At 41.2% G+C, this 21,847-nt stretch carries 22 protein-coding genes and 2 pseudogenes; 14 read left to right on the top strand and 10 right to left on the bottom strand.

The window, feature by feature from the left end; translation table 11 throughout:
* Positions 1 to 28 precede the first annotated feature (28 nt).
* From CYP05_RS06030 to CYP05_RS06005, 6 genes are all read left to right on the top strand, one after another.
* Complete coding sequence (locus CYP05_RS06030; RefSeq protein WP_009294652.1) at positions 29 to 439, top strand: Fur family transcriptional regulator; 411 nt, start codon at positions 29 to 31, stop codon at positions 437 to 439.
* Between the two features lie 139 nt (positions 440 to 578).
* Complete coding sequence (locus CYP05_RS06025; protein WP_258031528.1) at positions 579 to 1,985, top strand: CHAD domain-containing protein; 1,407 nt, start codon at positions 579 to 581, stop codon at positions 1,983 to 1,985.
* A 13-nt stretch (positions 1,986 to 1,998) separates the two neighbouring features.
* Positions 1,999 to 2,721: a bifunctional demethylmenaquinone methyltransferase/2-methoxy-6-polyprenyl-1,4-benzoquinol methylase UbiE gene (ubiE, locus tag CYP05_RS06020; RefSeq protein ID WP_021086011.1), complete on the top strand. Its 723-nt coding sequence runs from the start codon at positions 1,999 to 2,001 to the stop codon at positions 2,719 to 2,721.
* Complete coding sequence (gene xseA, locus CYP05_RS06015; protein WP_103612377.1) at positions 2,714 to 3,880, top strand: exodeoxyribonuclease VII large subunit; 1,167 nt, start codon at positions 2,714 to 2,716, stop codon at positions 3,878 to 3,880. Before ubiE ends, xseA begins: the two co-directional genes overlap by 8 nt.
* Before the next feature lie 2 nt (positions 3,881 to 3,882).
* Positions 3,883 to 4,962, top strand: coding sequence for a phosphoserine transaminase (serC, locus tag CYP05_RS06010; protein WP_103581985.1), 1,080 nt, complete (start codon positions 3,883 to 3,885; stop codon positions 4,960 to 4,962).
* Entirely contained in the window at positions 4,962 to 6,422 is a 1,461-nt protein-coding gene (locus CYP05_RS06005) for a class I SAM-dependent methyltransferase (protein WP_103642298.1), read from the top strand. The genes serC and CYP05_RS06005 overlap by 1 nt, the downstream gene beginning before the upstream one ends.
* Before the next feature lie 30 nt (positions 6,423 to 6,452).
* On the opposite strand, the gene CYP05_RS06000 is transcribed toward CYP05_RS06005, so the two are convergent.
* Entirely contained in the window at positions 6,453 to 7,193 is a 741-nt protein-coding gene (locus tag CYP05_RS06000; protein WP_103642297.1) for a sulfite exporter TauE/SafE family protein, read from the bottom strand.
* A 144-nt stretch (positions 7,194 to 7,337) separates the two neighbouring features.
* On the opposite strand from CYP05_RS06000, the gene CYP05_RS05995 reads away from it, so the two are divergent.
* Positions 7,338 to 8,609 carry an anthranilate synthase component I family protein gene (locus tag CYP05_RS05995; RefSeq protein ID WP_103642296.1) on the top strand — a complete coding sequence of 424 codons (1,272 nt, stop codon included), beginning with the start codon at positions 7,338 to 7,340 and terminating at the stop codon, positions 8,607 to 8,609.
* Positions 8,610 to 8,845: 236 nt separating this feature from the next.
* A pseudogene (locus tag CYP05_RS05990) lies at positions 8,846 to 9,019 on the top strand (phosphatidylserine decarboxylase); the annotation flags it as partial.
* A gap of 411 nt (positions 9,020 to 9,430) precedes the next feature.
* Here the strand turns inward: CYP05_RS05990 and ychF are convergent.
* From ychF to rpiB, 6 genes are read right to left on the bottom strand one after another with little or no spacing between them, the layout of a single operon-like run.
* Positions 9,431 to 10,534, bottom strand: a complete 1,104-nt coding sequence (gene ychF / locus CYP05_RS05985; RefSeq protein WP_103642295.1) for a redox-regulated ATPase YchF — start codon at positions 10,532 to 10,534, stop codon at positions 9,431 to 9,433.
* Positions 10,534 to 11,985, bottom strand: a complete 1,452-nt coding sequence (locus CYP05_RS05980; protein WP_103642294.1) for a leucyl aminopeptidase — start codon at positions 11,983 to 11,985, stop codon at positions 10,534 to 10,536. Before CYP05_RS05980 ends, ychF begins: the two co-directional genes overlap by 1 nt.
* Positions 11,966 to 12,571, bottom strand: a complete 606-nt coding sequence (locus CYP05_RS05975) for a DedA family protein (protein WP_103642293.1) — start codon at positions 12,569 to 12,571, stop codon at positions 11,966 to 11,968. Before CYP05_RS05975 ends, CYP05_RS05980 begins: the two co-directional genes overlap by 20 nt.
* 1 nt (position 12,572) lies before the next feature.
* Positions 12,573 to 13,121: an adenine phosphoribosyltransferase gene (gene apt / locus CYP05_RS05970; RefSeq protein WP_103606388.1), complete on the bottom strand. Its 549-nt coding sequence runs from the start codon at positions 13,119 to 13,121 to the stop codon at positions 12,573 to 12,575.
* A 20-nt stretch (positions 13,122 to 13,141) separates the two neighbouring features.
* Positions 13,142 to 13,474: a hypothetical protein gene (locus CYP05_RS05965; RefSeq protein ID WP_002939538.1), complete on the bottom strand. Its 333-nt coding sequence runs from the start codon at positions 13,472 to 13,474 to the stop codon at positions 13,142 to 13,144.
* Positions 13,471 to 13,914 (bottom strand): ribose 5-phosphate isomerase B, encoded by a 444-nt coding sequence (gene rpiB, locus CYP05_RS05960; protein ID WP_021086444.1) that lies wholly within the window; start codon positions 13,912 to 13,914, stop codon positions 13,471 to 13,473. The genes CYP05_RS05965 and rpiB overlap by 4 nt, the downstream gene beginning before the upstream one ends.
* Before the next feature lie 109 nt (positions 13,915 to 14,023).
* Here rpiB and CYP05_RS05955 point away from each other — a divergent pair, with 109 nt between their 5' ends.
* Positions 14,024 to 15,409, top strand: a complete 1,386-nt coding sequence (locus tag CYP05_RS05955) for a DUF4139 domain-containing protein (protein WP_103642292.1) — start codon at positions 14,024 to 14,026, stop codon at positions 15,407 to 15,409.
* An 18-nt stretch (positions 15,410 to 15,427) separates the two neighbouring features.
* Here CYP05_RS05955 and CYP05_RS05950 read toward each other — a convergent pair whose 3' ends face one another.
* Genes CYP05_RS05950 through folD form a run of 3 tightly spaced genes read right to left on the bottom strand, consistent with a single transcriptional unit; the run spans position 15,428 to position 17,839 of the window.
* The gene (locus tag CYP05_RS05950; RefSeq protein ID WP_103642291.1) at positions 15,428 to 16,084 is read right to left on the bottom strand and encodes a site-2 protease family protein; all 657 of its coding nucleotides are present in this window, start codon (positions 16,082 to 16,084) and stop codon (positions 15,428 to 15,430) included.
* Positions 16,071 to 16,976: a signal peptidase I gene (gene lepB / locus CYP05_RS05945; RefSeq protein ID WP_103642290.1), complete on the bottom strand. Its 906-nt coding sequence runs from the start codon at positions 16,974 to 16,976 to the stop codon at positions 16,071 to 16,073. The genes CYP05_RS05950 and lepB overlap by 14 nt, the downstream gene beginning before the upstream one ends.
* 11 nt (positions 16,977 to 16,987) lie before the next feature.
* Complete coding sequence (gene folD / locus CYP05_RS05940; RefSeq protein ID WP_103642289.1) at positions 16,988 to 17,839, bottom strand: bifunctional methylenetetrahydrofolate dehydrogenase/methenyltetrahydrofolate cyclohydrolase FolD; 852 nt, start codon at positions 17,837 to 17,839, stop codon at positions 16,988 to 16,990.
* Between the two features lie 83 nt (positions 17,840 to 17,922).
* Here folD and CYP05_RS09975 point away from each other — a divergent pair.
* From CYP05_RS09975 to CYP05_RS05915, 5 genes and pseudogenes are all read left to right on the top strand, one after another.
* Positions 17,923 to 18,258 (top strand): annotated as a pseudogene (locus CYP05_RS09975) (c-type cytochrome); the annotation flags it as partial.
* Positions 18,259 to 18,536: 278 nt separating this feature from the next.
* Entirely contained in the window at positions 18,537 to 19,820 is a 1,284-nt protein-coding gene (gene hemL, locus CYP05_RS05930; protein ID WP_103642287.1) for a glutamate-1-semialdehyde 2,1-aminomutase, read from the top strand.
* Positions 19,820 to 20,101 carry an AtpZ/AtpI family protein gene (locus CYP05_RS05925; protein WP_103642286.1) on the top strand — a complete coding sequence of 94 codons (282 nt, stop codon included), beginning with the start codon at positions 19,820 to 19,822 and terminating at the stop codon, positions 20,099 to 20,101. The genes hemL and CYP05_RS05925 overlap by 1 nt, the downstream gene beginning before the upstream one ends.
* On the top strand, positions 20,085 to 20,612 hold the full coding sequence (locus CYP05_RS05920; protein WP_258031526.1) for a hypothetical protein: 528 nt from the start codon (positions 20,085 to 20,087) through the stop codon (positions 20,610 to 20,612). The genes CYP05_RS05925 and CYP05_RS05920 overlap by 17 nt, the downstream gene beginning before the upstream one ends.
* Positions 20,602 to 21,846 (top strand): MFS transporter, encoded by a 1,245-nt coding sequence (locus CYP05_RS05915; protein WP_103642284.1) that lies wholly within the window; start codon positions 20,602 to 20,604, stop codon positions 21,844 to 21,846. The genes CYP05_RS05920 and CYP05_RS05915 overlap by 11 nt, the downstream gene beginning before the upstream one ends.
* Position 21,847 lies beyond the last annotated feature (1 nt).

Raw genomic sequence — 21,847 nt, 5'->3', positions numbered from 1 at the left:
AAAGCAAAAATTTGTATAGGGGAAAATTATGCAATATGTATCGTTGCTAAAACAGTCTGGGCTTAAAGTAACGCCGCAGCGTCTTAGCGTTTTGAGAATTCTTGATCGTCACACACATCCAACGATCGATGAGCTTTATGATGAAATTTTGAAAGAAAATCCATCAGTTTCGCTCGCAACTGTCTATAAAAACCTAAACACTCTAAAAGACGAGGGGTTGGTGGTTGAAGTAAATATCGTCAATCAAAAGGCGAGATATGACATTTACGAGCATCCACACATCCACGTGGTTTGCGAAAACTGCGGTAGCGTCGAGGATATGAGCTATGATGACTCAGAGCTTGGCAAATACCAAGAAGCACTTGAAAAAAAGATCGGTAACATCATCGAGCGCCTAAATATCGTTGCTAGCGTAAAAAGCTGTAAACACTGCCGATAAGGCAAAATTTATGTTGCATTATGCAACATAAATTTTTATTTTTCTTCATAAAATACTTCAAACAAGCCTGAAATTAGCTTTTTTCTCATTATTTTAAGCACTAACTCGCTAAAATAAGCAAAAAATTTCGGAGAAAAATGTGGGTTTGGAGATAGAGCGTAAATTTTTACTCAAAAATTCTCAAATTCTAGATTTTCTAAAAGAGGCTGGAGTAGTTTTTAAGCACCTTGAAATTTCTCAGTTTTACACCAAGATCACGCAAAATGAAGAGATCCGCTTCAGAAGTGAAGAAGATAAATTTATAAAAACGATCAAGGTCGGCAAAGATCTTATAAGAGAAGAAAATGAGGAATTTTGCGAAAAGGCGGAGTTTAAAAAGGCTCAAAAAAACCGCATCGGTCGCGTAATCACAAAAGATAGATACATTTTTCGGCTAAATAACAACCCCTGCAACATCGACGTTTTTAAAGACGGCTTAAATGGACTTTGCACGTTTGAGATCGAATTTAGTGATGAAAATGAGGCTGTCTATTTTAAACTGCCATCATTTTTGGAGCAGTTTTGTAAGGCCGATGTCACCTGCGATAAAAGATATAAAAACAAATTTCTAGCCATCCACGCAAACGAAAATGAACAAATTGATTATAAAAGAGCCTACAATGTCTTTAAAAACAAAGAAATTTCGCCAAATTTTGCTGCAAATTTAAAAAGTGGCGAGGCGCTTAGGGCTTTGTTTTTAAGCATCTTTAAAGAGATAAAGAGGCTAAAGAGCGACTATCTGCAAGATCACGACGAGGAAATTTTACATAGTCTGCGAGTAAATTTAAGAAAGGTTAGGTCGCTACTTAAAATTTTTAACGGTGTTTTTGATGAGAAAGTGACGCTCTTTTTTGGAGAGAATTTTAAAATTTTGGCAAACTCAACCAACAAAAAGCGAGACCTTGACATATTTCTAAGCTTTTTAAGCGAGCAAAAGCATGCAAATGAGCTAATTTACTTTGTGCAAAAGGCTCTAAATTTAGAGTATGAAAACGTTAAAAGCTACCTAGGCGATGAGGAAAACTACGCATTTTTAAAAGAGTGGGAGATATTTTTAAACGAGGGCGAGTTTTATAGATCAAAGCTCTTTGACGTGAGCCTTTCGCGCCTTGGCTCGTTTAAACTTAGAACGCTTCTAGTTTTGGCTCAAAAAAGGTTAAAAAGCCTAGATCAAAACTGCCCAAATGAGAGCTTTCACAAGATCAGGATCGAGCTAAAAAAAGTGAGATATACTTACGAGTTTTTGAGTGAGATTTTTTATTTTGACGGGCTTAAAAAGTATGAAGAGCGGCTAAAAGATATGCAAGAGATCTTTGGTTCGCTTCAAGACTATGACGTCTGGCTGGGCATCTTGGAGCGCTTGCCAGTGGCTGCTGGTAAAGAAAAACTTGAGAGTAAAATCTACAAACAAATTTATAAAACCAGAGAAGAGATACTAAAAAAACGGCTTAAATTTATAAAAGCAACTCGCAAGATCTCGCGAAATTTAAAAATTTACTACATATAAAGGTCTAAAATTTATGCAAAAACAAGAAAAAATAGTTGATATGTTTAACCAGATCGCTCCGACTTACGACGTCGCAAACAGGGTGCTAAGCCTTGGCGTGGATGTGAGCTGGAGGAAATTTGCCTGCAGATATATGCTAGAAATTTTTAAAAATAAAAGCATAAATATCGTGGATGTGGCATGCGGCACTGGCGATATGATGGGGCTTTGGAGTGAAATTTCAAAAGAATTTGGCGTAGAGGTGAAAAGCCTAACTGGCATCGACCCATCAAGTGGCATGCTAAAAGAGGCGAGGGCGAAATTTCCAAATTTTAAATTTATAGAGGCCTACGCTGATAATACAACGCTTGCAAGCGGTGAGGCTCAAATTTTAAGCATAAGCTACGGCATAAGAAACGTGGTCGAGCGAAAGGCTGCGCTTAGGGAGTTTAACAGGGTCTTGGCTGATGGCGGATACGTCGTCGTGCTCGAATTTACCAAACGCCAGAAAAAGGGCTTTATAACTGCGCTAAGAGATTTTTACCTAAGTAAAATTTTGCCAAGTATCGGCGGCTTTATCTCAAAAAACAAAGAGGCATACGAGTATCTGCCAAGCTCGATCGAAAATTTCTTGGACGCAAAGAGCTTTTGCGATGAGCTAGTTGAAGCTGGCTTTGAGATAGAGCTTTGCAAGGGCTTTAGCATGGATATCTCAACGCTATTTATCGCTAAAAAGGTCAAAGAGATCAATGCTTAGCGTATCTGAGCTAAACGAAAAAGCAAAGGCGCTGCTTGAAGCGACACTTGACTATGTCGAGGTAAGTGGCGAAATTTCGCGCCTTACTAAGCACGCCTCTGGGCACTGGTACTTCACGCTAAAGGACGAAAAGTCAAGCATCTCAGCCGTGATGTACCGCATGAATAACCAAAAGGTGAAATTTCTGCCAAAAGAGGGTTTGAAGGTCAAAATTTATGGCAAAGTGACCATTTATTCGCCAAGTGGGTCGTATCAGCTAGTGGCTAGCGCGATGCTGCCTGATGGCGAGGGCGAGCTTGAGCTTGCGTTTAGGCAGCTTAAAGAAAAGCTCGAAAGCGAGGGGCTTTTTGACATCGGTGCAAAAAAAGAGATACCAAATTTACCTAAGAAAATAGCCCTTGTCACAAGCGCCACTTCAGCCGCACTTCAGGATATGCTAAAGGTGGTAAGAAGCCGCTGGAGACTAAGTGAAATTTATATATTTGACGCACTAACTCAGGGCGAAAGTGCCCCAAGCTCGCTTATAAAAGCCTTACGCAGAGCCGATAAATACGGCGTCGATGTGATCGTTTTGGCTCGCGGAGGTGGCAGTAAAGAGGATCTTTGGTGCTTTAACGACGAGGGTCTAGCTCGCGAAATTTACGCTACAAAAACGCCAGTCATAAGCGCTATTGGACACGAGATAGACTACGTTATAAGTGACTTTGTAGCAGACCGCAGATCGCTTACACCAAGTGCAGCCATGCTTGATCTTTTGCCTGATGAAGAGGCGTTTTTTCAGTATCTTGACAGGCTCAGCGATGATCTTGATAGCGCCTTAAATTTAAAGATCACAAAGAAACAAAATTTATTAAATTTACTACTTTCTAAATTTTCATCAAACGCTCTAAAAGCTAGGATCGAGCTAAAATTTAGCGAGGTGGCAAACAAGCAAAACGCCCTAACAAATGCCGTGCAAAGAAAGATCTTACTTCTTGGCTCAGCCCTTAGCTCGCTAGAGAAGGCTTATGAGATGAGGGAGCTCTTTTTTGAGAGCACGAAGGGGCTTATCGAGGTTAGAAAAGATGGCAAGAGAGCTGATCTTAGGGATTTAAATTTGAATGATGAGATCGAGCTTATCTCGCAAAATACACATAAAAAAGCAATTATCAAGGAGTAAAAATGAGTAGAAAAATCAACTTTAGCGCAGGCCCAAGCGCGATACCATTAGATGTTTTAGAGCACGCAAAGGCAGAATTTACCGACTACAGAGGCGAGGGCTACTCGATCATGGAGATCAGCCACAGAAGCAAGACCTTTGAGGAGATCCACTTTGGCGCGATGGAGAAGATAAGAAAGCTTTATGGCATCGGCGATGAGTATGAAATTTTATTTTTGCAAGGCGGCGCACACTTGCAATTTAGCATGATACCGATGAATTTATATCAAGGTGGCAGGGCCGAGTACGCAAACACCGGAGTTTGGACAAATAAAGCGATCAAAGAGGCAAAAGTGCTTGGCGTAAATGTAGATGTCGTAGCAAGCAGCGAGGATGAAAATTTCTCTTACATCCCTGAGTTTAAATTTAGTGACGATGCCGACTACGCCTATATCTGCTCAAACAACACGATTTATGGCACGCAGTATAAGGCTATGCCAAAGACCAAATCGCCCCTTGTTGTCGATGCTTCGAGCGACTTTTTCGCTAGACCGCTTGATTTTAGCAGTATCGGCTTGCTTTATGGTGGCGCTCAGAAAAATGCAGGTCCAAGCGGCGTGACTATCGTCATTTTAAGAAAAGACCTAGTTGATCGCGTGAGCAGCCAAAACGTCCCTATGTTTTTGCGCTACAAAACGCACGTAGAGGCAAACTCACTCTATAATACACCGCCAACTTTTGGAATTTATCTTTTAAATTTAACCATGCAGCACCTGCTAGATCTTGGCGGACTTGCCGAGGTTGAGAAGATAAATGCTAAAAAAGCAAGCACGCTTTATAGCATCATAGATAGCTCAAATGGCTTTTACGTGGGTCACGCTAAAAAATCAAGCAGATCAGATATGAACGTGAGCTTTACGATACCAAAAGATCATGCGCTTGAGCCAGTTTTTGTCGAAGAAGCGCTAAAAGAGGGCATGCTTGGACTAAAAGGTCACAGACATCTTGGTGGCATAAGAGCCTCTATCTACAACGCCGTTAGCCAAAGCGACGTTGAGAAACTTGGCGAGTTCATGAGAGAATTTGCCAGAAAGCACGGCTGATGAACAAGGCAAAAAAAGCTTACGACGAAATTCCTTATTTCTCAGCTGCATTTAGCGACTGCTCGCCTGTTAGGATAGAGGCGGTTGCTAAATTTCTTGGGCTAAAGGTGGCAAATTTAAAAGATGCTAGAGTGCTGGAGCTTGGCTCATCGTATGGCGGCAATATCTTGCCATTTGCAGCTTCGCACAAAGAAGCAAAGGTCGTTGGCATCGACATCTCAAGCCACCAAGTAGAAGAGGGCAACAAGATCGCAAAGAAGATGGGTTTAAAAAATTTCACCCTTCTTGAGCGCGATTTTTTACACATGAATGAGCACGACATAAAAGAGTTTGGCGAGTTTGACTACATCATCGCTCACGGCGTTTATAGCTGGGTGAGCCCAAACGTAAGAGACGCGCTACTTGCTACGATCAAGGCGCTACTTAGCAAAGATGGCATCGCCTACGTCTCTTATAACACCTACCCAGGTTGGAAGAGCCTTGATATCTTAAGAGACTTCATGATCTTTGCAAGCGCAAACAGGGGCGATAAAGAGTCGCTACCTCACGTCAAAGAGGAGCTAAATTTTTTGCAGGATTATTTGAAATTTAGCCTGCAAAACCAAAGCGACGTCGTCTATAAAGACAGCATGAAGCTACTTTTGACGCAGTTAAATTTCTTGCAAGGCATCATCGCAAAGGGGAGTGATTATTACATTTTGCATGACTTTTTGGAGGCTAGCAACGAGCCAACATACTTTCATAAATTTGCTAAACACATCGACAAACACGGACTTTGCTACGTCATAGACGCCTCACTAAACGATATCTTTGCAAGTTCAACTGGGATCTACCGCTTTGACGCGCACATCGAGCAAAACTACAACACTCGCATCAAGAAAGAGCAGCTAAACGACTTTTTGTTTAATAGATCATTTAGAAAGAGCCTCATCGCGCACAAAGAAAGGCTTGGTGGCGCTGATGATTTTGACGCGGTGCTTGGAGAGAGCGAGCTTGATAGGATTTATTTTGCCTATTTTAGCGAGCAGCCAAGGACAAAAACGCAAGAAATTTTAAGCAAAGCCTATCCGCAAAGTCTAAATTTAAGTGAAGTAAAGGCTGCACTTGGAGAGAGTGAGAGTGAAGCATTTATGGGGCTACTTGAAATTTTAAATGATCAAAACACCAAAATTTCATCATCTAAGCTTGCTGCACTCACATACGAGCCTAAAAAAACTAGGCTAAAGCCTATGGCAGCGGCGTATCTGGGATATTTTTTAGAGGCTAGCTCGCCAGTCATATCTTTGGCAAATGAGCTAAATGGCAAGCTTAGTTTAAGCCTTGAGGAGATCAAAGCAGCCTTGAAATTTGACGGCAAGGCTAGCTTTAAAGAGATCGCAAAGAGCGTAAATTTAAGCGAAGATGAGCTAAAAGAGCTTGCTTTTAAACTAAGCGAAGCTTACTTTTTTGAAGAAATTTAGCAAAAGAGCGTGGCAAATTTAGCCATGCTCTTACTCAAAAAACATATCTTTTAATATCAAACATATCATCGCTATGTAAAAGACTAAAAACCACTTTTTGAGTGTTTTTTTGTCGGTATGTTGCGTCTTTTTGGTGCCAAAGTATGCGCCTATTAGCGAGCCAAGACCTAAAAATGTGCCCTCAGCGTATGAGATGTGACCATTTAGTGAGAGTGAGATGAAGCCGGCAATGGCTGCAAACATAACGAAAAACACGCCCATAGAAACGGCTTTTTTAAGCTCATAACGCAAAAAGCCAACCAAGATAGGAGCGATAAAGACGCCTCCACCGATGCCGATGCTAATGGCAAAAACGCCAACAAAAACGCCAACTAAAAATAGCAAAAAGAGCGAATTATTCGCATTTGAGCCGTCGCTGTTTGGTGAAAAGTATAGTTTTATAAGCGAAAAGACAAATGTCGCAAGTAGCATAGACTCAAGTAAAAGTGCAGGCGCGTGCGATACGATGATGCCACTAAAGCTAGCTCCAACCAAGCCTCCAAGCCCCAAAAAGACGCCGCGATTTAGCTTTAAAAGCCCAGCTTTGTAGTTTAGATACGAGCCAAATGTCGCACTAAAGATCATCTGCATGACGCTTATGCCAATGGCTGTTTTCACGTCGTATCCAAAGGCGACCATGGTAGGAACGACGACCGTGCCGCCACCGATGCCAAAAAACCCAGCGATGTAACCAACGCCGATACCGATTATAAATAGTTCTACAAAAAGCATTTTTTCTCCCTCGACTGGTGCAAATTTTAGCCAAGGGGCTCTTAAAAAAATAGTAAAAAAGGCGTAAATTTAAAAATTTAGCCAAAATTCTAAAAAGTAAAAGCGAAAATTTTTTATAATCAATAAAAATTTAAAAGGAAAAATATGCTCTTAGAACAACCACTTTTTTATTATGAAGCGATAAGAGAGAAATTTAAAAATAGCTACCTTGCTGAAGACAAGACGCAAACGATAATCGGCATAGACTGCGAATATATCGACGAAAAAGATATGGACTTTTACGGACTTAGAAGCTACTTTGATACTAATCGTAACAGATCGCTCGCACCTTTTGCTGGACTTTTTGGCGTTTTTGCTTATGATGGTGTGAGATACTTTGAGTATATCGGCGAAGAGAAAGCTAAAAAGTATGAGTTCCCAAAATTTATCTACGCTGACGCTAAAGCATATCTGCACTTTGATAAGATGAGTAAAATTTACACTTTTTATGGAGATAAAGAGAGGTATTATGACTTTTTGCTAAATTTAAAGGGAGGCAATGGCACTGAAAAAGAGTGCGAATTTAGTATAAAAACTGATCTTAGTAGCGAAAAGAAACACTTTGAAGATATGGTTGAAGTTGCAAAAGAATACATAAGAAGCGGCGACGTCTTTCAGGTGGTGCTTGGGAAGCTACTTGAAATTTCAACTAATATGAGTAGCCTAGACTTTTACAAAAAGCTTGCCATAGCAAATCCTAGCCCATATATGTTTCATTTTCCTACGCCTTATGGCGATGTGGTCGGCTCGTCACCTGAGCTTGTTTTTGAGATGAAAAGCGAGCAAATTTTTGTAGCACCAATCGCTGGCACAAGACCAAGAGGCGGCGACGCAAACGCTGATGAGGCACTTGAAAATGAGTTACTAAGCGACGAAAAGGAGCTGGCTGAACATAAGATGCTAATCGATCTTGCCAGAAACGACATCGGCAGGGTCTCAGAGCCAAAGAGTGTAGTCGTGAAAAATGCGATGCACATCCAGAAATTTGAAAAAGTGATGCACATCGTGAGCGACGTCTATGGCAAGTGTGCTAGGGAGCTTAACCTTTTTGACGTGCTAGCTAGCATCTTCCCAGCTGGCACGCTAAGCGGTGCGCCAAAGATCAGAGCGATGCAGATAATTAATGAGCTTGAAATTTTTGAGCGAAATATCTATGGCGGGGGCATTGGATTTTTGCATTTTAATGGCGACGCTCAGGTTGCGATCCTCATCCGCTCAGCTATCTTTGTGCCAGCCAAAAACGGCTTTAGCGACGTCTTTATCGGAGCTGGAGCTGGCATAGTCTATGACTCAAAAAGCGAGAAAGAGTATGCTGAAATTTGCCACAAACGAGCCAGCGTGGTAAATGTCTTTAAAAACAGCGCAAAAGAGGTTTAGATTTACAAAGTAGGAGCTTTCATGCCAGGGCAAAATTTGATCCTAGCCATAACGATTTTTGTTTTTATATGTGCGTGCTTTATGGCGTATAGGGATAATAAAAAGAATTTGCAAAAAGATAAATAATTAAATTTGCAAGGCGGCAAATTGACCTGCAAGGGTAAATTTGCGTTGTTTGGCTTTAAAAAGAATAACTAATGCCAAGATAAATTTATCCTATCTAACGACCCTAGTTTTTAAATGTTGGCAAGATGAAATTTGGCTTTGATGATCGCATCCAGACAAATGCGATGGCAAATTTTACACAAATTTATGAGTATGAAAATTTACACATCAAAAAGGGTGAGCGTCTTGGAAATTTCGAGCTTGGCTCAACCATTGTCATACTTAGCGAAAAAGATGTGATCTGATACAATCTCTTTAAAAACAAAGAGCTTAAATTTGCTGAAGCAGTCGGACTTGTAAAATAAATACGCTAAGCATATGAGTAAATTTTTATATATCCATTATAATATGAGTTATAGTCTTCAAAATATTATAGGTATGAAGGCTTGTAAAAGATGATGAGCACATTATTTTATCTACCAAAATTTCTCTAGGATTAAGATTTGATAGGCTCATCTGTAAGCTGGTATTTGTTTTACTAAGTCGATAGCTTTTACATTATTTAAATATATTAATAAGATATAAGATTACGACTTATCGTATTTTTTAAAAGATATTTTATTAAGTTGTTATAAAAATTTAAATTTGCCTTGCCAACCCAAGGCTTAAATATTTTATCTACAAAATTTAGCTATTTAGCCCAAAAAGGGCTAAATTTAGACATTAAACCTAAAGTGCATCACGTCGCCATCTTGCACGATATACTCTTTGCCCTCAAGTCTCATCTTGCCAGCCTCTTTGGCTCCGTTTTCGCCGCCATGTGCGATGTAGTCCTCGTAGCTTATCACTTCAGCTCTGATAAAACCTCTCTCAAAGTCGTTGTGGATGACGCTTGCTGCCTTTGGTGCTTTCCAGCCATTTGTGATCGTCCAAGCCCTTACTTCTACGACGCCAGCTGTGAAATAGCTTATTAAATTTAGCTTTGCAAAAGACGTTTTGATGATCTTTTCAAGGCCGCTCTCGCTCGTGCCAAGAGATGCCAAAAACTCGTGAGCCTCTTCGTCACTTAGGCCGATTAGTTCTTCTTCGACCTTGGCACAAAGCTTGATCACCTCGTGGTCTGAGGCCTTAGCATACTCTTTTAGCGCTTTTACAAATTTATTATCTTCGCTAAGTCCCTCTTCATCGACATTTGCGCCATAAACTACCTCTTTTGCACTTAGTAGTCTTAGCTCTTTGTTTAGTGCTAAAAATGCCTCGCTATCTCTTTGCTCGAAGCTGCTTGCGCTTTTGCCATCATTTAGGTGAGCAAGAAGCAAATTTGCTATCTCAAGCGCCTCTTTAGCGCCTTTTGCGTTTGCTTTTGCCTCTCTTGTGAGCTTTTCTATCTTTTTATTTAGCTGCTCGATGTCAGCTAGTATCAGCTCGGTTTGGATGATCTCGATGTCTCTTACTGGATCGACGCTGCCTTCGACGTGAGTGATGTTTTCATCCTCAAAGCAGCGAACTATGTGCAAAATAAGCTCGGTCTCTCTGATGTTTGATAAAAATTTATTGCCAAGTCCTTCGCCTGAGCTCGCCCCTTTTACAAGGCCTGCGATATCTACAAATTCGATGGTTGAATACTGAATTTTATTTGGATTTACTATTTTAGCAAGCTCATTTAGACGCTTGTCAGGCACTGGCACGATGGCTTTGTTTGGCTCGATAGTGCAAAACGGATAGTTCGCACTCTCGGCATTTTGCGCCTTTGTAAGTGCGTTAAATGTCGTTGATTTGCCCACATTTGGTAGGCCTACTATTCCAACTGAAAGTCCCATCAATTCTCCTTGCTAAGTGCTTGTAAAAAGTATAAATTCATCCTAACTCCTGCTCCGCTCGCACCTGCTTGGTTGTATCCCCAAGCTTTTTCGCGGTATGCAGGACCTGCGATATCAAGGTGTAGCCACTTATCTTTATACTCATCTTTGATAAATTTAGCTAGAAACATGCCAGCTGTGATCGCGCCGCCATATCTGCTTGAGGCGCAGTTACTAACGTCTGCGATCTGGCTTTTGATAAGCTCGCTAAGATAAGGGTTAAAATCAAGCGTAGTCGCGAGCTCGCCGCTATCTTTTATCTTGTTTTTAAACTCGCTTTTTAGGCTCTCGCTGTTGCCCATGATGCCTGTTGTGTATTCGCCAAGTCCCACGACGCAAGCGCCAGTTAGGGTTGCCATGTCGATTAGGATGTCTGGCTTAAAGTCCTGTGCGTAGCTTAGGCAGTCAGCCAACACCAAACGTCCCTCTGCGTCAGTGTTTCTCACCTCTATGCTAACGCCACTTCTTGAGATAAGCACGTCGTCTGGCTTATAAGCATTGCCGCCGATCATATTTTCAGTCGCACCCAAAATGGCGTGAATTTCAAATGGTAAATTTAGCTCTGCTGCACCTTTTATGATGCCAAGAGCTGCTGCTGCGCCGCTTTTGTCTGATTTCATAGTGAGCATATAATCAGCCGGCTTCAAGCTAAGGCCGCCGCTATCGTATGTTAGGCCTTTACCAACAAAGATGATGCGTTTTTTAGACTTTTTAGGCTTATAGGTTAGGTGGATGAGCCTTGGTTTATGCACGCTTGCGCGATTTACCGCCAAAAATGCGTTCATATTCTCTTTAGCTAGAAATTTCTCGTCATAGACCTCGCACTTTATGCTTGCGATGTTTTTGGCTAAATTTAAAGCGTCCTGCGCCATCTTTTGTGGTGTGTAAATTTCTGGGATTTCATTTACGATATCTTTTGTGAAATTTGTAGCACTTGCTATTATATCTGCCTCTTTGAAGCCCTCATTTGCAGCTTTTAGATCGACCTTTTTGCCAACAAATTCTTCAGTAGAAAAGATGATCTCTTTTAGGGTGTATTTCTCTTTTTTCTCTTTATATTTGTTAAATTCATAGCTCCCAAGCAAAAAGCCCTCAGCTAGTGCTTCAAAGCTTAGTTTTTGGCACTCCGCTACGTAAGAAGCTAGCTTTATGCTCTTAATGTTTAGTGACTTTAGTGCGTTATAAGCTTTAGCGGCTGCAACTCTAAACTCGTCAAGATCAAGCTTAGAAAGTGGCACGTAAGCTCTTTTTGCCTCGCTTAGGACAAGGACGCTATCGCCTTTGTAATTGTTAAATTTAATAGCCTCTTTATCGCCTATAAATTTATGTTTTAACTCCTTATCTATTACGAAAATTAGTTCAATATCAGCTTTTATATCTTTTAATTTTTTATCAACTATTTGAAACTGCATGTCTTCTGTCTCTCCTTTCGTTTAAAATTTTATTTTCGATGCGCTTAAATGTGTAGATCAAAAGCCCCATAAATATGGCAACCACTGGGATAGCGACATACCAGTGCTCTTTTGCTTTTTGAAGCAGCACAAGTATATGCTCACCAAGTATCCAAGCAGGTATGGTCGTGATCGCCGCCCAGCACCAAGCGCTGATCAAATTTATAAAGGCGTATTTTTTAGCGTCATAGCCAGTAAGTCCTATGCAAAGCGGGATGATGACACGAAAACCATACATATAGCGTTGCAAAAAGATGATCGGCCAGCCGTATTTTTTCAGCATTATGTGCGCCACTGCAAATTTTCTCCGCTGCGTGTGAAGCTTTTTGGCGATGTATTTTTTATTGTAACGGCCAAGGTAGAAGTAAATTTGATCTCCCACAAAGCCTCCAAGTCCAGCCACAAAGATAGCAAGCGCGATGTGCATGTGCGTGGTGTGAGCGAGAATTCCAGCCATTATTAAGGCCATCTCGCCCTCCATGATACACCAGACAAAAAGTATGATGTAGCCGTACTCTTTAAGCAGTTCTATAAAAAATTCTTCCATTCTAAACCTCTAAAACACTGTAAATTTTAGTAAGCGACTTTAGCTTTTCGCTACCTTTTAGATCAACTAAATCTACGATAAAGCAAGCTTCTACGCAGGTTGCGTTAGTTTGATTGATAAGCTCAACTGAAGCCTTTGCAGTGCCTCCTGTGGCTATAAGATCGTCCATCAAAAGCACTCTTGCACCCGCTTTTTCTCCAAAAGCATCGATGTGAATTTGAACCTCATCAACGCCGTATTCTAGGCTATATTTTTGAGAAAGCGTGATAAAAGGCAGTTTTTTTGGCTTGCGAATAGGCACAAAAGGCAGCCTTAGCCTTGCTGCAAGCGCTGCGCCAAAGATGAAGCCACGTGACTCGATGCCAGCTATGTAATCAATCTTTGCATCCTCATATCTAGCTACCAAATGATCTATCAAAAAGTTAAATGCCTCTTTGTTGTTTAGTAGCGTCGTGATGTCGCGAAAGACTATGCCAGGCTTTGGGAAGTCGTTTATGCAGCGAATAGAGTTTAGTAAAAATTCTTTGCCTTTTTGATCTAAAATTTTCATAAATTTCCTTAAATTTGAGGTTATAGTAGCGCTTCGATCTTGCCTTCAAGCTCACGTATGCGTTGTCTTAGCTTGTCGTTTTCTAAGCGGTACTGGGAATTTCTTGTGCGAAGTGAGGTCACGTCGTTTTTAGTTTTGTTTAGCTCGTCTGTCAAGATGTCGATGTTGCCTAGACTTCGTTGGAGCTGGATCTGAAATTTTCTTATGACAACCTCAGTGTCTTGGAGGTTATTTTTCATAAAATCTTTTGTTGCACGCTCTTTTTTTAGAAGCGTTTTGAAGTAAAAAACCATGACGGTTAGGTAGATCGCAGCACAAACAAGAGCGGTAAAAACGATCCACTCGCCTATCATTTGCCTGCCTCAAGCTCTATTTTTTTGACTCTTCTTTCGTGTCTGCCGCCTGCAAACTCAGTCTTTAAAAAGGCTTCAACAGCTGAGATAGCCACGCCAGCGCCAATAACTCTTGCGCCAAAAGCGATTACGTTTGCGTCGTTATGCTCTCTTGCAAGTCTAGCGGTAAATTCGTCGTGGCAAAGGGCGCATCTTACGTTTTCGTGCCTGTTTGCAGCTATTGAGATGCCTATGCCAGTGCCACAAACTAGCACGCCGTAGCAGTTAGGCTCAAGCTTGCTTGCTAGCAAATGCGCATAATCAGGGTAATCAACGCTATTTTTATCGTTTGTGCCAAGATCAACTACTTCGTATCCAAGCCCTTTAATAGCCTCTTTAAGCTCGTTTTTTAGCTCAAAACCAGCGTGATCGCTAGCTAAGAAAACTTTGTCTATCTTCATGAAAAGTCCGTTAAATTTTTTGTTGATTATAGTCAAAGTTGCATTAAAATAAAATTTTACTCTCAGCCAAAATGAAGCTATAATTTACCAAAAATTTAAAGGAGAAAATGTGAAAAAAGTGCTCTTTTTAGTGGCTTCTACGCTAGCCTTTGCAAATGAAAATTTGATAGAGATCTACACAGATCAAACCATCATCACTCAAAAATTTAGTGACGCAAATAGCTCTTTTAGCGCCTTTGTGCCAGAGGGTGTGCAGAGTGAGAACATCACGATAAATGGGGATTGTGACGCGAATGCTTATCTAAAAAAGATCAGCGAAGAAAATAGCCCAAGTTACATAAAATGGAAGCAAGAAGTTGCAAATTTAAATAACAAGCTTGAGGCGCTAAATGCAAGAGGTAGGTTTATAGAGCAAGCTTTAGTAGAAGAAAACAAAAGTAACGATGTGACAAAAAGAGCTGATGAGTTTTATAAATTTAGCCTAGAAAACATCGAGAAAATTTCAGCTGCTAAAAGTGAGCTTGAAGCGCTTAAAGAAAATGAACCAAAGAGCGAGATGGCTGGATTTTTGCAGCTTGATATGAAATTTGCTTGCGACCAAAAAGAGGCGACGCTTTCATATATGGATGATGAGGCCCCAAAGACGCTAAATGAAATTTATGCAGACACAAAAAACAAAAATATCTTGATAAAACAAGAAATTTTACTCACCAACCCATTTGCCAGCGATGTTAAAAATTTAAAGCTCGCCATCTATCCGACCAGATATCAAAAGGCGCTTGCTCCAAGCAAGTTTTACCCTTGGTACGAGGAGAGCGAGGCGGAGGCTGATGGTTACGGCGCTTCGAAAAATATGCTAAGAGCCGCGAAAGTCGCCGCTGAGGTCGCTGATATGCGTGTGCAAAGAGATGAAAATGAGTTTGCCAAAATTTGGAAGATAGATGGGATAAATTTAGCAAAAGGCGAGAGCAAATATATAACTTATGATACGCAAAAAATGGATGCAAATTTTAGCGTTTTTGCTGATTTTTACGGCTCACTAAAGGCATATAACGTAGCTAGCTTTAAGCTAAATGATGATCTAACTCCAGCTAAAACGCAGTTTTACGTTAATGGCGTGAGTGTTGGCAGTCCAAGCGAGTTTGAGATGAAAGCTAAAGATGAGCCAGTGCAGCTATTTTTAGGACAAAACGAGCTAATCGAGCTTAAAAAAGAGCGCTTAAATAAATTTAAAAAGAGCTCGTTTCTTGGTAAGGATCGCATAAGCGAAGAGGGCTATGAGATAAGTGTTAAAAATAACTCAAGTAAAAGTGTCGATGTCACCTTGGTCGAGCGCGTGCCAGTATCTGCCGACGAGGTGGTAAAGGTCGAGATAAAGGGCTTTGATAAAAAAGATATCAGCAAAGATGGCAAGGTGGAGCTTAAATTTAGCCTTGCACCAAAAGAGGAATTTAAAAAAGAGTACTCTTATAAGATCACAAAGCCAAAAATTTAGAGCAAATTTGCTCTAAATTTAGCCGTTTATAAAGGCGCTCGCGATATCTAAAACGTATCTTGTCGGATAAAATATAGTATCTTTTAAAGGTGAGACGAGGATGATGATAAGGATGACAAAGCCGTATCTTGAGATGCTCTCAAGCTTCTCAGCTAGTGCGTGAAAACCAAAATTTCTAAGCGCGTACTCGAGCGCGTGAAAGCCGTCAAGTGGCGGTATCGGATAGAGGTTAAATATTGCTAACATCAAATTTAAAAGCGCAAGCGTAAATAAAAACTGAAGTAAAATTTCAAAGGTTTCTATATTTAGCAGAGCCTTTAGCACAAAAAGCGATAAGATGCCTAAGATGACGTTGTAGCAAATGCCAGCTAGACTTACGTAGATAGCTGCCTTGTAGCCGCCATTTCGCACGACTGTGTAGGTATTTACTGGCACTGGTTTTGCCCAGCCAAACATCATACCAGTGCTTAGATAAAGCACCAGTGGCACGATGATAGTGCCAATAAGATCGATGTGTTTTATAGGGTTTATGCTAAGTCTGCCAAGATTTTTTGCGGTGTTATCGCCAAATTTATAAGCGACATATCCGTGAGCGATCTCGTGACCGACGATGGTGATCACTAAAGAGAGGACGATAGTGGCGACTTTTATGGGGTCAAAATTAGTGAAGTCCATCAACTTCTCCCTCTTTTAAAGCTTGTTTTGTGAAAAACTCATCGTTTTCTATCGTATCTACAAAGCGTCCGATACGCTCCCAGCGCACATTGTAGTTATTGTCCCAGCTAAAATATATAAACCAAGGCTGACCAACTATATCTTTATAAGCCACGCTTCCCCAAAAACGGCTATCGTTTGAGTGGTCGCGGTTGTCGCCTATCATAAAGTACTCATCTTTTGGCACTTTGACATAAAAAGCGTTAAAGTTAAAATTTGGATTTTGCGGTAGTGAGCTAATGAGCGCTGGCTTCATAAAAACGTTTGATTTGTTTGTATTTAGCATGAAAACCATCTGCTCAAATAAATTTACATTTTCATCGTAGTGGATGCCACTAAATCTATATGGCTCTTTTATGAAAAGTTTGCCATCAAGCTCGACAACATCGCTACACGAGTAGCCAAATTTACTCTCTTTGCCGTTTAAATTTTCACGGCAGTTTGCCTTTATAAAGCTATCTCCCTCTTTTGGGCGTAGATATAGGGCTTTTTCAGTAAAGACGATCTCGTCCTCGCTAGTTGCAAAGCAGCGCTTTACAAAGTGAGTTTTCTCATCGTTTGGATAGCGAAATACGACTATATCGCCCCTTGCAGGACCATCGCCTGTGATGAGGTGACCATTGTCATTTAGCTCAGGTAAAATTTTTACCTCAAGCCATGGAATTCTTGGTGTTGGTATGCCATAAACATACTTTTTAGCAAATAAAAAATCCCCAACCAAAAGCGTGTTTTTCATCGAACCAGACGGGATCACAAAGGCCTGAGCTACAAAGAAAATGACAAGCAAAACGATGATAACCGTGCCTGTCCAGCTCGAGCAAAAGTCATAAAATTTAGTAAAAGCTCTCTTCATTATCTCACTCTTTAATTTTTAGCTATCTTTGCTTGTGCAGCAAGGATTGTGTTGTTTAAAAGCATGGCTATGGTCATCGGGCCAACGCCGCCAGGAACAGGCGTGATGTATAAGCATTTTGGTGCGACCTCGTCAAAATCCACATCGCCCACAAGCTTGCCATCATTAAGTCTGTTTATACCCACATCAACGACTACTGCGCCATCTTTTACCATATCAGCCTTTAAGAAAAATGGCTTGCCAATGGCTGCAACGATAAGGTCAGCATTTTTGCAAATTTCTTTTAAATTTTTAGTCTTGCTATGTGTCACTGTAACCGTTGCAGAGGCATTTAGGAGTAAATTTGCCATAGGTTTGCCAACGATGTTGCTTCTGCCGATCACCACTGCATTTAGCCCAGCTACATCTATGCCATACTCTTTCAAAATCTCCATCACGCCAAGCGGTGTGCAAGGCACGAAGCCATCAAGCCCGCTAACAAGCTTGCCAACATTTACAGCATGAAAACCATCTACATCTTTTCGTGGATCGATCGCTGCGAGCACGACGTTTGTATCGATGTGCTTTGGCAGTGGCAATTGAACCAAGATGCCATGGATGCTATCGTCTAAATTTAGCACGTTTATAAGGGCAAGTAGCTCATTTTGGGTTGTATTTTCGCTTAGACGGTGAGCCACGCTTTTTATGCCGTATTCGTTGCAGGCTTTCTCTTTGGCTCTAACGTATGTTTGAGATGCCTTATCTTCGCCGACCAAGACGACGGCTAAGGTTGGCTCGATACCAAATTTCTTTAGCTCATCAGCTCTTACTTTTACGCTTTCTTTGACCTTTAAAGATACGGCTTTTCCGTCTAAAATTTTCATATTCGATCCTTACTTAAAAGCTTTTTTAATCACAAGGGTGGTATCATACCTAAAAATAAATTAAATTTTTAAAAGAGAGGTTTATGAGGTCTGTTTTTTTGATTTTGCTTTTTTGCGTGGCGATTTTTGGTGCTGATTTTATCACAAAGACCGAGTACGCCAAGATGCTCTACCTAAATCCACGTGGCATAGGCTGTGATAAATGTCACGGCGCAAAGGGCGAGGGCAGCCTAATCTCTAAATATAAGCACTTTGACAAAAAAGCAAACAAAACGGTCGATGACGAGCTTAGAGCGCCAAAGATAAATGATATAGATTTTGAAAGCTTTAAAGCAGCTCTTACAAAGCCAAAGGGCGTCATGCCAAGCTACTTTTTGACAGACGAGGAGACGACCATCCTTTATGAATACATCACAAATCAGATGAAACCTCCTGCAAAAGTGACAAAATCGCAAAATTTAACCAAACCTGCCACGCCTGCTGCTACGCAAAAACAGCCAGAGCAACCTGCTAAAGCTGCCCCAAGCGCAAAAGCAGTAGAGCCAGCCACCGCGCAGGCACAAAAGCCACCAGTAAAACCAGCTGAGCCCGCAAAGCCAGCCACTACGCAGGCACAAAAGACACCAGCAAAGCCAGTAACAAATCAAAAAGATAATCAAAAGACAAATTTAAAAACACAAAATCAAAAGGATAAAAAATGACAAATAAAGAGGCATTTAGTGAAGCTAAAAAATATATCCCAGGCGGTGTAAATTCACCTGTTCGTGCATTTGGCAGCGTTGGTGGCGAGCCTGTGATGATAGATCACGCAAAGGGTGCTTATCTATACGACGTCGAGGGCAAAAAATATCTTGACTTCATCCAAAGTTGGGGCCCGCTCATCTTTGGTCACTGCGACAAAGATATCGAAGAGGCGATCATCTCTGCTGTAAAACAAGGCGTATCTTATGGCGCTCCCTCACCAAAAGAGACCGCTCTAGCAAAGCTAATATGTGACGAGTTTAAACAAATAGATAAAATTCGCTTCGTTAGCTCTGGCACGGAGGCTACCATGAGCGCTATCAGAGTGGCTAGAGGCTACTCTAAAAAAGACGGACTTATCAAATTTGAAGGCTGCTACCACGGACACAGCGACGCACTTCTTATCAAAGCAGGAAGTGGCGCTACGACATACGGCAACGCTTCAAGCGGCGGCGTGCCACAAGATGTTGTAAAAAACACATTTTTAGCTATCTACAACGATATAGAGAGCGTAAAAGCCATTTTTGAGAACAATAAAGACAAGATAGGCGTCGTCATAATCGAGCCAATCGCTGGAAATATGGGGCTTGTGCCAGCTGATAAGAAATTTTTACGTGAGCTTAGAGAGCTTTGCGATAAATTTGGCGCTGTGCTCATTCTTGATGAGGTTATGAGCGGCTTTAGAGCTTCTCGCCTTGGCTCATATCCATTTCACGAAGTGGATGCTGACCTTGTCACATTTGGCAAGGTTATAGGTGGAGGCATGAACGTCGCTGCTTTTGGTGGCAAAGCTAAGATCATGGACTGCTTAAGTCCAGAAGGTGCTGTCTATCAAGCAGGCACGCTAAGTGGCAACCCAGTGGCGATGAGCGCTGGCATAGCGGCTATTTCAAAGATAAATAGCGATGTAAATTTATACGCCAGACTTGAAAAACTAGCTAAAAAACTAATGGACGGCTTCAAAGAGGCTGCAAAAAGTGCTGGCATCACCATCCAAACCGAGGTTCGTGGCTCGATGTTTGGCTACTTTTTTACAGATCATGCCGTAAAAAACTACGACGATGCGCTAAAGAGCGATACAAAACTCTTTGCTAAATTTCACCAAGCGATGCTTAAGCGTGGAATTTATCTAGCGCCTAGCCAGTTTGAGACTGGATTTATCTGCGATGCGATGAGTGAAGCGGATATCGATCTAGCGGTAAATGCAGCTAAAGAGGCATTTTTGGAGATAAAAGCTTAATGGCAAAATTTAAGATAAAAGATATCGTAGCAGGAGCTGAGCAGCTAAGTCTTGGCATATCGATGGTCGTGGCTGTGGTGATCGGCACTGGGCTAGGATATCTTGTAAAAAAGGCTATAAATTTCACGCCAGCACTTTGGATAGGGCTTGCCTTTGGCATCGCAGCTGCCATTTTAAATGTCTATAAGGCATACAAAGCGCAGGTAAAAAGCCTAGATGAGCTAAAGGACGAGACTAGATATAAAGGCTACACAAAAGACGATGATGACGAGGACGATTAGCAGGCTTTTTATTTGCTACTTTGCGCTTTGGTTAGCCCTTAGCGTGGTTGGCAAATTTATATCAAATCAATTTTTTATAAGCTCGCAAATTTCATTTTTTGCCTCGCTTATCATCCTAACGGCTAGCTTTTTTGCCTATAAAAATCGCATAAACTCAAGGCTAGAAAATGCAAGAGATGAAATTTTAGCCAAGATAGAAGAAGAGGATGAAGAGGATGAAGAGGACGAAGAAAATTTGCCCCAAAATGAGGCAAAAGAATTTAGCCTAAAAGATGAAAAAGCAAGGCTAAAAAAGCAGAAATTTTCATTTAAAGATAGAAGCTTTGCGGCAGCTTTTATGCCTTATCGCTTGGTTGCTTACGCGATACTTTTTTTTGGATTTATATTTTTAAAAAATGAAAATTTACTAAACGTGCCCGGCTTTTTAGTGGGGCTTGCTCCGATGCCCATTGGAGCTTTTATCTTTGGGATAATGCAAAATAATTTGAGAAAGGACGCAGATGGCAAGTAGCTTTAGGATCATTCGCTCGATGGGGCCGCTATTTTTAGGTATGAGCCTACTTTTTATAGGCAATGGCCTAGTCATCGCATCTTGTAGCGCGCTTCTTAAGCAAAATGGTGTAGGCGAACTTGCGATTGGACTAATTAACACTGGATTTTTCATAGGAGCGTTAATTAGCACGATCACAGCGCACAGGGTCATCTCAACCACCGGCCACATCAGAGCTTTTGCTATCTTTTCAGCTATCTTTGCAGTCTCTGCCATGCTTCACGCCATAAGTGAAAATTTGATCTTTTGGGCGATTTTGCGAGCCTTTTTGGGATATTGCTACTACGCACTTTTGATGGTTATAGAAAGCTGGCTAAACGCTAAGATCCCAAACAAGATAAGATCGCGTGTCATCGCTTTTTACGAGTGCGTTTTCTACACGAGTTTTGGACTTGGAATTTTGATCTTAGCGCTTGATCTTAGCGCATTTGAAATTTTCATCATCAGCGCAGCCTTTATCATGCTCTCAAGCATACCTTTAAATTTAATCCGCATAAACCAGCCTCAAATCCCACAGCGCCAACCTATAAACATCCCTAAAATTTTTGGCATCGTCCCGCTAGCCCTTGTGGGAGCGCTAGTTGCGGGCTTAGCGATAAATGGCTTTTTCTCTATGGCAAGTCTCTTTGTCTTGCTTCAAGGATATAGTGCAAAAGAGGCGTCATTTTTTATGACCATAGCGATGGCTGGGGGCTTTTTAGCTCAAACGTTTATCGGAGGCTTTTCAGATAAATACGGCAGACGCCCAGCGCTCTTGCTTTGCAGTGCCGTGGCATTAGTTAGCGCAGCACTCTTTTTACTAAATGGCTCAAATTTGATCATTCAATACATACTTTCATTTTTCTTTGGCGGCGGAATTTTCTGCACATACGGACTTTCGCTTGCTAGGGCAAATGACGAGATCACAGACAAGACAAAGAGCGTCCAAGTGGCACGCGCGCTACTTTTTAGCTACTCTTTTGCCTCGCTTTTCTCGCCGCTTCTTATGAGCTATGCGATGAAAATTTTTGGCGCATTTGGCTTTATCTATGTCTATTTGGTGCTTTATGTTGGGCTTATTTTATTTGCACTAACGCAAAAAACCATACCACAGCACATGAGAAAAGAGTACAACGACAGGCTCGTTGCAAGGACGGCTGGCATCGCTACTATTCAGCAAAATGGCAATTTTGCCGATAGAGAAAATAAAAAGTAGA

It is taken from the genome of Campylobacter concisus, from assembly GCF_002913545.1.
GTDB classification, from domain to species: domain Bacteria; phylum Campylobacterota; class Campylobacteria; order Campylobacterales; family Campylobacteraceae; genus Campylobacter_A; species Campylobacter_A concisus_AV.
Note: the sequence above shows the minus strand (reverse complement) of the source record. Positions and strands in the feature narration are given on the sequence as shown.

Excerpts from the sequence above, each read along its gene's own strand:
- CYP05_RS06030 (WP_009294652.1), top strand. The coding sequence starts at position 29 with ATGCAATATGTATCGTTGCTAAAACAGTCTGGGCTTAAAGTAACGCCG.
- ubiE (WP_021086011.1), top strand. The coding sequence starts at position 1,999 with ATGCAAAAACAAGAAAAAATAGTTGATATGTTTAACCAGATCGCTCCG.
- xseA (WP_103612377.1), top strand. The coding sequence starts at position 2,714 with ATGCTTAGCGTATCTGAGCTAAACGAAAAAGCAAAGGCGCTGCTTGAA.
- serC (WP_103581985.1), top strand. The coding sequence starts at position 3,883 with ATGAGTAGAAAAATCAACTTTAGCGCAGGCCCAAGCGCGATACCATTA.
- CYP05_RS06005 (WP_103642298.1), top strand. The coding sequence starts at position 4,962 with ATGAACAAGGCAAAAAAAGCTTACGACGAAATTCCTTATTTCTCAGCT.
- CYP05_RS06000 (WP_103642297.1), bottom strand. The coding sequence starts at position 7,193 with ATGCTTTTTGTAGAACTATTTATAATCGGTATCGGCGTTGGTTACATC.
- CYP05_RS05995 (WP_103642296.1), top strand. The coding sequence starts at position 7,338 with ATGCTCTTAGAACAACCACTTTTTTATTATGAAGCGATAAGAGAGAAA.
- ychF (WP_103642295.1), bottom strand. The coding sequence starts at position 10,534 with ATGGGACTTTCAGTTGGAATAGTAGGCCTACCAAATGTGGGCAAATCA.
- CYP05_RS05980 (WP_103642294.1), bottom strand. The coding sequence starts at position 11,985 with ATGCAGTTTCAAATAGTTGATAAAAAATTAAAAGATATAAAAGCTGAT.
- CYP05_RS05975 (WP_103642293.1), bottom strand. The coding sequence starts at position 12,571 with ATGGAAGAATTTTTTATAGAACTGCTTAAAGAGTACGGCTACATCATA.
- apt (WP_103606388.1), bottom strand. The coding sequence starts at position 13,121 with ATGAAAATTTTAGATCAAAAAGGCAAAGAATTTTTACTAAACTCTATT.
- CYP05_RS05965 (WP_002939538.1), bottom strand. The coding sequence starts at position 13,474 with ATGATAGGCGAGTGGATCGTTTTTACCGCTCTTGTTTGTGCTGCGATC.
- rpiB (WP_021086444.1), bottom strand. The coding sequence starts at position 13,914 with ATGAAGATAGACAAAGTTTTCTTAGCTAGCGATCACGCTGGTTTTGAG.
- CYP05_RS05950 (WP_103642291.1), bottom strand. The coding sequence starts at position 16,084 with ATGGACTTCACTAATTTTGACCCCATAAAAGTCGCCACTATCGTCCTC.
- lepB (WP_103642290.1), bottom strand. The coding sequence starts at position 16,976 with ATGAAGAGAGCTTTTACTAAATTTTATGACTTTTGCTCGAGCTGGACA.
- folD (WP_103642289.1), bottom strand. The coding sequence starts at position 17,839 with ATGAAAATTTTAGACGGAAAAGCCGTATCTTTAAAGGTCAAAGAAAGC.
- hemL (WP_103642287.1), top strand. The coding sequence starts at position 18,537 with ATGACAAATAAAGAGGCATTTAGTGAAGCTAAAAAATATATCCCAGGC.
- CYP05_RS05925 (WP_103642286.1), top strand. The coding sequence starts at position 19,820 with ATGGCAAAATTTAAGATAAAAGATATCGTAGCAGGAGCTGAGCAGCTA.
- CYP05_RS05920 (WP_258031526.1), top strand. The coding sequence starts at position 20,085 with ATGACGAGGACGATTAGCAGGCTTTTTATTTGCTACTTTGCGCTTTGG.
- CYP05_RS05915 (WP_103642284.1), top strand. The coding sequence starts at position 20,602 with ATGGCAAGTAGCTTTAGGATCATTCGCTCGATGGGGCCGCTATTTTTA.